General features: G+C 71.0%; 11 protein-coding genes and 1 pseudogene. 9 read left to right on the top strand and 3 right to left on the bottom strand.

Translation table 11 applies throughout. From position 1 onward, the window contains the following. The first annotated feature begins 101 nt into the window (after positions 1-101). Together ACIBB8_RS22585 and ACIBB8_RS22580 are read left to right on the top strand one after the other, a co-directional pair. Complete coding sequence (locus ACIBB8_RS22585; protein WP_351788286.1) at positions 102-365, top strand: CopG family transcriptional regulator; 264 nt, start codon at positions 102-104, stop codon at positions 363-365. After that, positions 362-775, top strand: a complete 414-nt coding sequence (locus tag ACIBB8_RS22580; protein ID WP_398954756.1) for a type II toxin-antitoxin system VapC family toxin — start codon at positions 362-364, stop codon at positions 773-775. The genes ACIBB8_RS22585 and ACIBB8_RS22580 overlap by 4 nt, the downstream gene beginning before the upstream one ends. 76 nt (positions 776-851) lie before the next feature. Here ACIBB8_RS22580 and ACIBB8_RS22575 read toward each other — a convergent pair whose 3' ends face one another. Together ACIBB8_RS22575 and glyA are read right to left on the bottom strand one after the other, a co-directional pair. Further along, complete coding sequence (locus tag ACIBB8_RS22575; protein ID WP_398954754.1) at positions 852-1,484, bottom strand: ATP-binding protein; 633 nt, start codon at positions 1,482-1,484, stop codon at positions 852-854. A 151-nt stretch (positions 1,485-1,635) separates the two neighbouring features. Next, positions 1,636-2,934, bottom strand: a complete 1,299-nt coding sequence (gene glyA, locus ACIBB8_RS22570; RefSeq protein WP_398954822.1) for a serine hydroxymethyltransferase — start codon at positions 2,932-2,934, stop codon at positions 1,636-1,638. 287 nt (positions 2,935-3,221) lie between these two features. Here glyA and ACIBB8_RS22565 point away from each other — a divergent pair, with 287 nt between their 5' ends. Further along, positions 3,222-4,847, top strand: coding sequence for a hypothetical protein (locus tag ACIBB8_RS22565; protein ID WP_398954821.1), 1,626 nt, complete (start codon positions 3,222-3,224; stop codon positions 4,845-4,847). A 355-nt stretch (positions 4,848-5,202) separates the two neighbouring features. After that, on the top strand, positions 5,203-7,152 hold the full coding sequence (locus tag ACIBB8_RS22560) for a protease pro-enzyme activation domain-containing protein (RefSeq protein WP_398954752.1): 1,950 nt from the start codon (positions 5,203-5,205) through the stop codon (positions 7,150-7,152). A 223-nt stretch (positions 7,153-7,375) separates the two neighbouring features. Here ACIBB8_RS22560 and ACIBB8_RS22555 read toward each other — a convergent pair whose 3' ends face one another. Further along, positions 7,376-8,434 (bottom strand): Ku protein, encoded by a 1,059-nt coding sequence (locus tag ACIBB8_RS22555; protein WP_398954750.1) that lies wholly within the window; start codon positions 8,432-8,434, stop codon positions 7,376-7,378. Between the two features lie 70 nt (positions 8,435-8,504). Here ACIBB8_RS22555 and ligD point away from each other — a divergent pair, with 70 nt between their 5' ends. From ligD to ACIBB8_RS22530, 5 genes and pseudogenes are all read left to right on the top strand, one after another. Then, positions 8,505-9,392: a non-homologous end-joining DNA ligase gene (ligD, locus tag ACIBB8_RS22550; RefSeq protein WP_398954748.1), complete on the top strand. Its 888-nt coding sequence runs from the start codon at positions 8,505-8,507 to the stop codon at positions 9,390-9,392. Beyond that, positions 9,382-10,542, top strand: a pseudogene (locus ACIBB8_RS22545) (HEAT repeat domain-containing protein); the annotation flags it as partial. The gene ligD and the pseudogene ACIBB8_RS22545, both read left to right, overlap by 11 nt. Then, a complete protein-coding gene (locus ACIBB8_RS22540; protein WP_398954746.1) occupies positions 10,539-10,856 on the top strand; it encodes a zinc-ribbon domain-containing protein in 318 nt (105 codons plus the stop codon). The pseudogene ACIBB8_RS22545 and the gene ACIBB8_RS22540, both read left to right, overlap by 4 nt. Before the next feature lie 113 nt (positions 10,857-10,969). Beyond that, positions 10,970-11,257, top strand: coding sequence for a hypothetical protein (locus ACIBB8_RS22535; protein ID WP_398954744.1), 288 nt, complete (start codon positions 10,970-10,972; stop codon positions 11,255-11,257). Further along, positions 11,254-12,579: an ATP-binding protein gene (locus tag ACIBB8_RS22530; protein ID WP_398954742.1), complete on the top strand. Its 1,326-nt coding sequence runs from the start codon at positions 11,254-11,256 to the stop codon at positions 12,577-12,579. Before ACIBB8_RS22535 ends, ACIBB8_RS22530 begins: the two co-directional genes overlap by 4 nt. The last annotated feature ends 27 nt before the right edge of the window (positions 12,580-12,606 follow it).

The following is a 12,606-nucleotide window of genomic DNA, read 5'->3' as shown; positions in this document are numbered from 1 at the left end:
GACAGTCCGCGTCCTCAGTCAATCCTGCTCAACGGGGTCGCCCCGTAGCGAGCAGGCGGATGGATAACCCATAAAGGATGATTGGAGGTAGGATAAAGGGCATGAGCGAGCCTACCGGCAAGTACTCGATCACCATGCCGCGCGACATCGCGGAGGCCGCCAAGGCCCGCAGCGGCCCCTCCGGCCTGTCCGCCTACGTGGCCGCAGCCGTCGCCCGGCAGATCGAACGCGACAACCTCAACGAACTCATCCAGGTCGCCGAGGCCGAGCACGGCCCCGTCACCGACGAGGAGATCCAGGCGCTGCGCGACCAGCTCCACCAGGCCCGCCTCGAGCAGACCCGCGGCAGGGCGGACGCGGCGTGACCCGCTCCCCCGCCGTACCCGGCGGCACCTTGGTCCTCGACAGCGAGGGGCTGTCCAAGGCCGTGCTGCGCGACCGTACGGTCACCGGCTGGCTCGCCCTGGCCCGCGCCGACGACCTGAGGGTGATCACGTCTGCGGCCACCCTGGTCGAGGTGGTCCATCCCCGGATCAATCGCCCCGCCCTGGAGTGGACCCTCTCCCGCCTCATCGTGGAGCCGGTCACCGAGCCGATCGCCCGGCACGCCGCCGCCCTCCTTGCCGACACCGGCCTGCACGGCCACAAGTACGCCATCGACGCCATGCTCAGCGCCACCGCCCTCGCGGCCCCCGGCCCGGTCACGGTGCTCACTTCCGACCCGGAGGACCTCACCGCGCTGTGCGGGGCACGCGTCACCGTCATCAAGATCTGACCTCGGCAAGGCGGCTAACCGACTGCGGACACCGGGCCGGGTGGAGGCGAGCGGTCCTCTCCGGGACTCGCACGGGTCACTGTCGGCGCCGGACGGCAATAGACCGCACGCCATCCGGGGCACCGGCCAATCGCCCGCCTCCGGCCTTCCACCCGCCTCGCACGGTCACCGGTTCCGCCGCGGGCAGCCGAAGGGCCGGGCCCTCGCCCAGGCCGATGACGACGGCGAGGCCGCCGGACGCGTACCGCTCACTGCGCACGCTGCGGACCGTTCGCCAGGCGCCCCATACGCGGACGGATTGACCAGGGCGGACGGTCACCGCCGCGACCTCGGTCTCTGGTGGTGCAGGGACGATGCCGGGGACCACCAGTTCCGCCCAGACCGTTTTCCCGATTCCGGCCGGACGGTTGTCCACACCCCAGCGGTCTGCCACCGCGTCGACGAGCAGGAGTCCGCGACCGGTCACGTCGAAGTCGCCGGGCTGTCGCACCTCGGGACGCCCCTCCCCCGCGTCGCTCACCTCCAGTCGCAGCAGACCGCCCCGTTCCCGGCACGAGATGCGTACGCCGACCATCCGGTCGCTGGGTACGGGCACCCGCAGAGCGTTGGTGACCAGCTCCGACAGCACCAACTCGGCTGCTTCAGCCGCCGCTTGCTTCGCTCTCCATTCGCCGAGCTTGGCGCGCAGCACGGTTCGCGCCCTGGGCACGCTGCTGCGGCAACGAGGCAACCGGCCGACGGGGAAGTCCAGGCGGCCGTTCACCGTGCCCCGGGAGCCGCCGGCAGGACCGTACGGCCGAGCAGGTGACGGACGCCGGATCCCGGGGTGTGCGGGATCCGGCGGACATCAGGCGGTCAGGTCATGCCACCGGCAGACCCGGCGCCGGATACGCGTCCATCAGGGCCTTCACCTCGCCGCGTACCTTCTCGACGGCGGACTCGTCGCCCGTGCGCGCCGCCTCGACCACGCGGTCGATCCACTCCGCGACCGTGCCCATCTCGGAGGCGGGGATCCCGCGGGAGGTCAGGGCCGGGGTGCCGATGCGGATGCCGGACGGGTCGAACGGCTTGCGAGGGTCGTACGGGACGGTGTTGTAGTTGACGACGATGCCGGCCCGGTCCAGGGTCTTCGCCGCGATCTTGCCGGGTACGTCCTTGCCGGTGAGGTCGATCAGCAGGAGGTGGTTGTCCGTGCCGCCGGAGACCAGGTCGAAACCGCGGGACGCCAGCTCCTCCCCCAGGACGCGGGCGTTGGCGACGACCTGGTGGGCGTAGTCGCTGAAGCCGGGGGTCGCCGCCTCCTTGAGGGCCACCGCGATCGCCGCCGTGGTCTGGTTGTGCGGGCCGCCCTGGAGGCCGGGGAAGACGGCGCGGTCGATGGCGCGGGCGTGCCCCGCCCGGCTCAGCAGCATCGCTCCGCGCGGACCGCGCAGGGTCTTGTGGGTGGTGGTGGAGACCACGTCGGCGTACGGGGCGGGCGAGGGGTGGGCGCCGCCCGCGATCAGGCCCGCGATGTGGGCGATGTCGGCGACCAGGACCGCGCCGGTCTCCTCGGCGATCTCGGCAAAGCCGGCGAAGTCGATCGTCCGGGGCACGGCCGTACCGCCGCAGAAGATCACCTTCGGGTGCTCGGCGCGGGCCAGGTCGCGGACCTCGTCCAGGTCGATGCGGCCCGTGTCGCGGCGGACGCCGTACTGCACACCTCGGAACCAGGTGCCGGTCGCGGAGACGCCCCAGCCGTGTGTGAGGTGGCCGCCCATCGGCAGCGACATGCCGAGCACGGTGTCGCCGGGCTGCAGGAAAGCCAGGTACACCGCGAGGTTGGCGGGCGAGCCGGAGTACGGCTGCACATTGGCGTGGTCCATGCCGAAGAGGGATGTGGCCCGTTCGACGGCCACCGTCTCCACCTGGTCGATGATCTGCTGGCCCTCGTAGTAACGCTTGCCGGGGTAGCCCTCGGAGTACTTGTTCTGGAGCACCGTGCCGGAGGCCTCCAGCACGGCTGCGGAGACGTAGTTCTCACTGGGGATCAGGCGCAGGGTGTCGGCCTGGAGCTGCTCCTCCGCGGTGACGAGGGCGGCGAGCTCCGGGTCGGTGGCGGTGAGTGCGGGGCGGCGGTTCTCAGGTGTCGTCACGGGATCCTCCCGGGTCTGGCGCATGGCTGCGGCGTGGACCCGGATTGCCCAGGCGGACGGCTCTCCGGCGGTGACGCCTCCGGGCAGGCCCGGAGTGTGCCGCTTCCTCGTGGTCGGTTCCACGGAGCATCCCTGCCGGGATGCGCGCCAGTCGCGGCGCCTCTCAGTCTACTGATGGGGGCGGCCCGGGGAGCTGTGTGATGGGCCGTTCGTGGACTGTTCCAACCCGATTGACACACTTCGTGGCCGCGAGGATGGTGGTAGGGCCGGGCGCGGTCAGGGGTGCCATGCCCAACGGTTGGGGGGCCGGTATGAGTTGGGGCGATCCGTCTTTCGGGCCGGAGGACTCTCCTTCGGTACCGCCTCCGCCATCCCGTCCGCCGACCGTCGGACCGCCGCCTCCTGGTGCTGCGCTGCGCGCCACGACGGTGGGGCTGCTCAATCTCTCGGGTCTCGGTATCGGCTATGCCCTGGTGGGTCGCTGGGGCGGGGCCGTTCTGTGCTGGCTGGCCACCGGTGCGCTGCTGCTGGTCGCGCTGCCTGCCGACCCCGACGGTGTGGCCGGGGGTCTGGTCGTCGCATATGTGCTCGTGGTGGTGCCGGCCACCCTGCACGGCGGGTGGATCGCGCGGCGTACCGCTGTCGGCGGATCGTGGCGGCCGATGGTGGCGGCCGGGGTCGGACTGGTACTGCTGGCGGTACCGGCGGGGGGCGTGGTGTTCTACGGATCCGCGCAGGACGAGGCCGTCGAGCAGATGCTGCTCGACCGGCTGGGCGAGGGCGACCGGACGGTGAAGGCCGCCTCGGGCAGGACCTTCGATGCCGCCCGGGCCGATTACCGTTCCGCGCTCGCCGTGTACCGGGAGCTCGGTGAGGATCACGCGGGGTCGAGGGCGGGAGAGCTCGTACCGCAGCGGCTGAGCGCCTACTACGAGGCGGTCGCCGCCCCGTACCGTCAGGGGAAGCACTGCGAGGCGGTCGCGCCGCTGGCGTATCTGCGGACCGTGCCCAAGTCGATCGACCCGAAGCTCCTGGGCGACCTGGCCGGCTGGCCGGACGACCCGCTGGCCACCTCGCTGTACACGTGCGGGGTGTCGAAGCTGGGCGACCGGGCGGCGGGATCGTCCGGCGGCGAGCTCGCCGAACTGCTGCGTACGTTTCCCGGATCGGCGCAGGCCAAGAAGGTCGGGCCCGCGGTCTCCGGGAAGATCAAGGAGCAGGTCGGCGCGGTGGGCGGCAGCAGTCCCTGCGCGGCCACCGAGGCGTTGCGCGGGCTCCGGACGACCGTGATGGCACTGCCCGACACGTCGGTCTCCGCGCGTGCCGGGGAGGCCGACACCGGGATCCGGAACGGCGTGTACGCGTGCGGGGTGGACCAGTTCAGGTCCAAGAAGTTCACTGACGCCCAAAAAACGCTGACGGAGTTCGCCGCCACGTACAGGAGCGACAAGCGGCGGGCGCACGCCCGGGACGTCGCCATCGCCGCGGAGATCGCCGCCGACCGGCCCGCGGCGGGCAAGCGGCTGCCGCCGTCCGGGAGTCCGGGCGGTTCCCGGATGGAGCTCGTGATCAGCAACGACGCCCCGAGCGGCGTCGAGATCCTCTACACCGGCCCGGTCACCGGCCGCGTCTCACTCAAGGGGTGCGGCAGCTGTCGGCAGTACACCTCGGAGGCCAGCGGCTCGTCGCTCGCCTGCAAGTCCGGCGGCAGGAGCTATCCGAAGGCGCGGTTGCGGCTTCCTGCGGGCGAGTACCACTTCCTGTACAAACACGGCACGGGTGCGAGCGCGGCCGTCCACAGCTACTCGTCCGGGTCGCGGATCAAACCCGGCTATACATATACGAGTTGTACGTACGTCGTCAAGAGCTCATACGGGCTGGGGCTGCCCTCGCCGACCGGTCCCGTCAGCCTTGCGCCCGCGGGTTCCTCTCGATGATCCCTGCGGACTGCGTGGTCACAGGGTTCCCCTCCCGTTTCGGCCGGCATCCTGCGCACCGGCCGGTCCTCAGGTTCTCCTGCGGCCCGGCAAACCGGTCCCGTTCGCGAGGCAATGGCCGATTTCCGGGTAGACACGGGCAGACAGCCGGTCAAGGGCGGTCGGAGCAGCACCCTCCCGATTGCACGCATTCTCGGCCTTTCACCTCGAACTCCCCATCGCTCGCCCCGTCTTGACAGTTTCTTGGTAAACGCATGCCCCTTACGTAACGGGTTCCTCGCCAGAGTGGCGGCTTACATGTGCACATCATCCGGCACATGCTCCACACGCGAAGAACCACATCGCAGGGGGTTTCATGAGAACCAGTCGTGCCAGACGTCGCGCCGGGCTGAGCATGGCAGCGACACTGCCGCTGCTCGCCGGTGCACTCGCCCTCGGCATACCGTCCGCCAGCGCGGACTCCGCACCCTCCGGTCGCGATGCGCTGCAGGGCACCAAGCCGGTCTGGGCCACGGCCAAGGCCGACCAGGGGGCCACCGCCGACAGCGGAAAGGTGAGTGTCCGGGTCCATCTGGCCGGCCGGGACGCGAAGGGGCTGGCCGCCTACGCCGCCGCCGTGTCCGACCCGAAGTCCCCTTCGTACGGGAAGTACCTGAGCGCCAAGGAGGCGCAGGCCCGCTTCGGGGCGACCCAGCACCAGATCGACGAGGTCGTTCAGTGGCTGAAGTCGAGCGGGCTGACCGTCACCGGCGCCCATCAGCACTACGTCTCCGCCACCGGTGACGTCGCCGCGGCCGAGAAGGCGTTCAGCACCCAGCTGCGCAACTACCGCAAGGGCAGCCGGACCTACCGCGCCCCGTCCTCCACGGCCTCCGTCCCGGCCGCGCTGAGCGACGCCGTCCTCGCCGTCTCCGGTCTGGACAACGCGCCGCACAAGTCGAGCCACGACGAAACGCTGCCGCCGCCGGACGCGGTGTTCCGCAACTCCGGTCCGTTCTCCTCGTACTTCGGCTCCAGAACTGCCTCGACGCTGCCGAGCGCCTACGGCTCCAAGGTGCCGTACGCGATCAGGGGCTACACCGGCAAGCAGCTGCGTGCCGCGTACGGTGCGGGCAGGTGGACCGGCAAGGGTGTGACCGTCGCGATCACCGACGCGTACGCCTCGCCGACCATCGCGAAGGACGCCGCCGAGTACGCCAAGCGCAACGGCGACGCCCCGTACAGGCGCGGGCAGCTCAGCCAGGTCCTGCCGGACGACTACACGAAGACCGAGGAGTGCGGGGCCTCTGGCTGGTACGGCGAGGAGACCCTCGACGTCGAGGCCGTGCACGCGGTCGCGCCCGCCGCCGACATCGTCTACGTGGGCGGCGCGTCCTGCTACGACGCCGACCTGCTGGACTCGCTCAACAAGATCGTCGACCACCGGCTCGCCGACATCGTCTCCAACTCCTGGGGCGACGTCGAGGCCAACGAGACCCCGGACGTCGCGGCCGCGTACGACCAGGTCTTCAAGATGGGTGCGGTCGAGGGCATCGGCTTCTACTTCTCCTCCGGCGACGACGGCGACAACGTCGCGTCCACCGGCACGAAGCAGATCGACGTCCCGTCCAACTCCGCCTGGGTGACGTCGGTCGGCGGCACCTCACTGGCCGTCGGCAAGCACGACACGTACCAGTGGGAGACCGGCTGGGGCACGCTGAAGGCGTCCCTCGCCGCCGACGGCAAGAGCTGGACCGGCTTCCCCGGCGCGTACACCTCGGGCGCGGGCGGCGGCACCAGCTCGACCGTGAAGCAGCCGTTCTACCAGCGCGGTGTCGTCCCGGACTCGCTCGCGCGGGCGAACGGCAAGGCCCGGATGCGTACCGCCCCGGACATCGCGGCGGTCGCCGACCCGAACACCGGCTTCCTGGTCGGCCAGACGCAGACGCTGCCCGACGGCTCCCTCGGCTACGACGAGTACCGCATCGGCGGCACGTCGCTGGCGGCGCCGGTCATCGCGGGCGTCCAGGCGCTCGCACAGCAGGCCCAGCACGGCCGCCCGCTCGGCTTCGCCAACCCGGCGATCTACGCGCGGTACGGCTCGGCGACGTACCACGACGTCACCGACCACCCGCTGGGTGCCAAGCGTGACCTCGCGGTCGCCCGCGTCGACTTCGCCAACGGCTCCGACGCGGCGGACGGCTTGCTGACATCGGTACGCAGCCTCGGCAAGGACGCCTCGCTCAAGGCGGTCAAGGGATACGACGACGTGACGGGTGTCGGGACTCCGGCAGCCGGATACGTGAACTCGTACCGCCGGCACTGACGCACGGCTCGACGCGATGACTGCCCCGGGGCTACGGCTCCGGGGCAGTCCTGCGTGGCAGCCCTGCGGACGCCCGGTCCCGGCGGATGCGCTCGTCTGCCCGGGGTCGATGGCCAGGTACTGATGCCCTTTCCGCCCCGCCTGGCGACTTCGTCGGCGTGGGCCGGCCCCGGTCGCCAGCGCCACGTCGCCGCGGGCAGGAGCGGCGACTGCCGGCGTCCCGTCAGGCCGAGGCGCGTTTCCTGGGTGTTGCCTTCTTGGCCGTGGTCTTCGCGGTCTTCTTCGCCGCCGTCTTCGCGGCCGCCTTCGTGGTCGACCGCGCGGCGGTCTTCTTCGCCGGGGTTCTGCCCGGCGTCGACTTCTTCGCGGCGGTCTTCCGGGGGGTGGGGGTCGCGGAGGCCTTCTTCTTCGCGCCGGTTCCGCCGCTCTTCTTGCGGGTGGCGAGCGACGTCACCTCGGCCACCGGTGCGCTCTCGGATTCCTCCGCCTCTTCCAGCTCCTTGCCGCGGGCCTTCTTCGCCGCCCGGACGCTGCTCTCCAGTGCCGCGATCAGGTCGATGACCTTGCCACCGCCGGTGTCGCCGGATGCTGCCGGTTCGAGTGCCTCGCCGGAGGCCTTCGAGGCGATCAGCGCCTCGACCGCCTCGCGGTAGTCGTCGTGGAGGGTGTTCATGTCGACCTCGCCGAGTGTGGCCATCAGGGCGTCGGCCAGGTCGAGTTCGGCTTCGCGGACCGTGACGTCGGTCTCCGGGGCCACACCGTCGGTGGCACGGATCTCATCGGGCCAGAGCAGGCCGTGCATCGCGATCACGTCGTCGACGACGCGCAGCATGCCGAGCCGCTCCCGGCCGCGGAGCGCGTACTTGGCGACGGCCACCTTCTGGCTCCGCTTCAGGGCCTCGCGCAGCAGCGTGTACGGCTTGGCGGCGGGGACTCCGTTGGCGGAGAGGTAGTACGCCGTGTCCATCTGGAGCGGGTCGATCTCGGTGGCGGGCACGAAGGCGACAATCTCGATCGTCTTCGCGGTGGGAAGCGGGAGCGAACCGAGGTCCTCGTCGGTGATCGGGATGATCGAGCCGTCCGCGTCCTCGTATCCCTTGCCGATCTCGGCGGCCGTCACTTCCTGCTCGTCGATTTCACAGACCTTCCGGTAGCGGATCCGGCCGCCGTCGGCGAGGTGGATCTGGCGGAAGGAGATCGAGTGGCTCTCGGTGGCGTTGACCAGCTTGATGGGGATGCTGACCAGCCCGAAGGAGATCGCGCCGTTCCAGATGGACCTCACCGTTCACCCCTTTGTCCATAGGAATACCGATAGATCACTATTGATCCTTATTTCATGTGATTCTTATCGTATGACGCCGATCACTGAGGTGGAGGGGCGGCGCCTGGCGCTCAGCAATCTCGACAAGGTTCTGTATCCGGCCACCGGAACCACCAAGGGCGAGGTGCTGCACTACTACGCGGCCACGGCGGCGGGGGCCCTGCTCGCGCATCTGTACAACCGGCCGGTGTCCTTCCTGCGCTATCCGGACGGGCCGGACGGGCAGCGGTTCTTCACCAAGAACCCGCCACCGGGCACCCCGTCCTGGGTACGGATCACCGAGGTGCCACGGCATATGGCGCAGCAGGCCGGACAGGTGCTCATCCAGGATCTGGCGTCGCTGATGTGGGCGGCGAACCTGGTGGTGGAGTTCCATACGCCGCAGTGGCAGGCCGACAGGCCGGGTATCGCCGACCGGATGGTGTTCGACCTCGATCCGGGGGCTCCGGCAACCGTCGTGGAGTGCTGCGCGGTGGCGCTGTGGCTGCGTGACAGGCTGGCGGCGGACGGGCTCCTCGCGTACGGGAAGACCTCCGGATCGAAGGGGCTGCATGTGCTCGTACCGCTGGAGCCGGTCTCCTCCGACCGGGTGTCGGCGTACGCCAAACAGCTGGCGGTGGATGCGGAGCGGGATCTTCCGGAGCTGGTGGTGCGCCGGATGACGCGGGCACTGCGGCCGGGGAAGGTGTTCGTCGACTTCAGCCAGAACGCGGCGGCGAAAACGACCGCCACCCCGTACACGCTGCGCGCCAGGACCGAGCCAACCGTGTCCGCGCCCGTCACCTGGGCGGAGATCCAGGGCTGCCGGAGCCCCGCCGAGCTGGTCTTTCTGGCCGGTGACATGGCCGGGCGGCTGGCGCGGTACGGGGATCTGCTCGGCCCGCTCATCAATCCGAACCGGGCCCGGCCGCTGCCCTGATGGCGCACGCATCGATGCGGTACGGATGAGCAGCGGGCTGATACGGGCCTGGCGGGGCTCGTACGAGGAGCTGGTCCGCCTCGCCGGTGACCAGCTCGCGGACCCCGAGCCGCGGCTGGCCGAGGCCGCCTCGCACATGCTGGAGCAGCTGTTCGGGCTGGCCGCGGACGCGCTGGCGGCGCGGGTGGCGGCGGATCCCGGGTCCTGGGTGAAGGAGCGGGCGAGCGAACCGCCGGGGCTCGGCAGCACGGTGAAGGCGCTGACCCGGCTGGGTGACGCCCGGGCGGTGCCCCCGCTGGCCGCCGCACTGGAGCGGCCCGAGGTGCCGCACGACGTGGGGTTCGCCATCGGGTATCTGGGAGCGGCCGCGGCCCCACTCGCCGGAGTGCTGCGGCGCAGGGTGGGCGGGCTCGATCTCGACGAGGGGGTGTACGACCGGGCGAGACCGCTGCTCGGCGGGCTGACCGCGCTGCGCGCGGGCGAGGCGGCGCCGGAGGTGTTGCGGGTGCTCCGCGGGGCGCCGGAGTACCGCGGGGAATGGCTGCGGACCTCGGCGCTGCGGGCGCTCGGCTCGTTCGGCCCGGCCGCCCGGTGCGCCGTCCCGGAGCTGCGGGCGCTGATCCGCAGCGCCGGGACCCCGGCGGCGACGGAGGCGGCTCAGGCACTGTGGGCGGTCGAGGGGGACGCGGAGGCCGTGCTGCCGGTGCTGATCGAGGGGCTGGGGGCGGAGCGAGCGCACGAGCGGCGCGCGGCGGTGAGAGCGCTGGGCGGTCTGGGTGCGCGCGCGGCCGTGGTGGCACCCCGGCTGCGGGCGCTGCTGGTCCATGACGAGCCGTGGCTGCGGGTGGACGCGGCGATCGCGCTGTGGGAGGTGACGGGGCGGACCAAGGAGTCCGTACCGGTCATGCTGGCCGCCTGGGAGATGAACCGTCATGTCAGGGTCCGGGTGGCCGAATGCCTGGCGCTGATGGGCGTTGCTGGTGCAGGGTCGGATGCGGCACATGTGCTGCGCGCCGAACTCGCCTCCGTACGACGTCACAACGCCATGGACGGCGGGTACGGCAGCCACGACACACACGAGGACGAAAAGCTGCTGGCGCTCTGCCGGCGAGCGCTCCACGAAGTAACGGGAAAGGGGCCCACGGCATGATCATTTTTGGTACGCGAGGCTATCTGTACCAACTGGCCGTTCTGACGATGGTCTGCGGCTGGTGCGGCAATCCGGCCGCGCACACACTGCGGAAGCGGGTCACGAAGTTCACGCTGTTCTTCGTGCCGCTGTTCCCGTTCTCGACGAAGTACGCGACGCAGTGCACGTTCTGCGGCGGGGAACAGAAGATCCCGAAGGAGCAGGCCGACCAACTGCTGGCGCAGCACGTGGCAGCGCAGGACGGCAACCCGTTCGGACAGGCCCAGCAGCAGCCCGGGTATGCCCAGGACGGCCAGAACCCCTACCAGCGCTGACACAACCACGGCCGCACCGGTAGCAAAAAGACATAAGGGACTTACTTCCGCATAAGGTCGACAGGTCGTGGGTCGGCGGACCCATGACCGGACGTCCGGAAAGGGAGGGAGTCATGCGCCCGCATCACCGGGTGACGCGCCGCGCGATGGCGGCCCTCGTGGCCGGCGTCGGCGCCACGCTGCCGGCCGGCTGTGACACCGGCGGCAAGCTGAAGAGTGCCGGACGGGCCCCGACCGCCATCGGGCCCGCCCGGCTCTGGCCGCACGCGATGCTGCCGACTCGGGACGAGGTCCTGCGGAAGGCCCCGGGGATGGTGCCCACCGCCCGGCCGAGCGCGAAGCCCAGCTCCGAAGCGACCATGATGCCGCCACCGGTCACCGCCTCCGCGGGGCGTCGATGAGGCGACGGAGAATGCGCGCGCCCGCGTGGACCGCGACGCTCGCTTGGAAGTCGGCCGTGTTCATCACCGTGATGTGCTGTGCGTTCGCCGCGCTGCTGGGCGCACTGGTGCACACCGCGGTGTCCCGGGAGACCGTCGCCGAGGCCCGCACCGAGGCGCTCTCCCGGCTGAACGACGTCACCGCGGCGTACAAGGCGGGCGAGGAGCTCCCGCCGGGTTCCGGCATCGATCCGCCCGGGCTGCCCGCGTCCCTGCGCGCCCTCGCCGTGAGCGGGCATCAGGGCACGCTCGTCGCCGAATACCACGGGCGTCCGACCATGTGGGCGGCAGGCCCGGCCGACGGCCGCGCGCTGGCCACCGCGATCGACTACAGCCGCAGCGCCCACGTGATCGACAGCCTCGACCGGGCGATCGTCGGCTCCTCGCTGCTGGCGATCGGTGCCACGCTGCTGGTCGGCGCATTCGCCGTCACCCGGGTCACCCGCCGGCTGCACCAGACCGCCCAGGTGGCCCGCCGGATCGGTGCGGGCGATCTCGACGCCCGCGTCGACGATCCCCGCACCTCGGACCCGTCGCGCCCGCAGGACGAGGTGGCGATCGTCGCCGGTGCGCTGGACACGATGGCATCCACACTCCAGCGCAAACTGCTGGCCGAGCAGCGCTTCACCGCCGACGTGGCGCATGAGCTGCGCACCCCGCTGACCGGTCTCTCGGCCGCGGCCGAGCTGTTGCCGGCGGGCCGCCCGGCCGAGCTGGTGCGGGACCGGGTGCGGACGATGCGGACGCTGACGGAGGATCTGCTGGAGATCTCCCGGCTCGACGCCCGCACGGAAGAGGTCGATCTCGCCGTTCACGAACTGGCTCCGCTCGCCGTGCGCGTGGCGAGCGCCTCGGGAACGGAGACCGAGGTCCGCGTCGTGGAGGCGGAAGCCGGAACCGGGGCGAGGCCCGTGCGGGTCGAGACCGACAAGCGGCGGCTGGAGCGGGTCCTCGGCAATCTGATCGCCAATGCGCACCAGCACGGCCGGCCCCCGGTGGTCGTGACGGTCGACGGGCCGGTGGTGACCGTACGCGATCACGGTCCGGGGTTCCCGGACTATCTGCTGGCCGGTGGTCCGCAGCGATTCCGCACCGAGGAAGGCGGCAAGGGCCACGGGCTCGGACTGACCATCGCCGTCGGGCAGTCGGCGGCCATCGGCGCCGAGCTCGTCTTCGCCAACGCGGAGGACGGCGGGGCGGTGGCGCGGCTGACACTCCCGGAATACGTACGACTCGACAGCGGCGAACCGCCCGGCCATGACGACCAGACAGAAGCGACGTAAGGGAAATGAAGTGACATAAGGGGAATA

Source organism: Streptomyces sp. NPDC051286, assembly GCF_044455345.1.
In the GTDB taxonomy this organism is placed as follows: Bacteria; Actinomycetota; Actinomycetes; order Streptomycetales; family Streptomycetaceae; genus Streptomyces.
The sequence above is the reverse complement of the archived record's forward strand: the minus strand, read 5'-3'. Positions and strand labels throughout refer to the sequence as shown.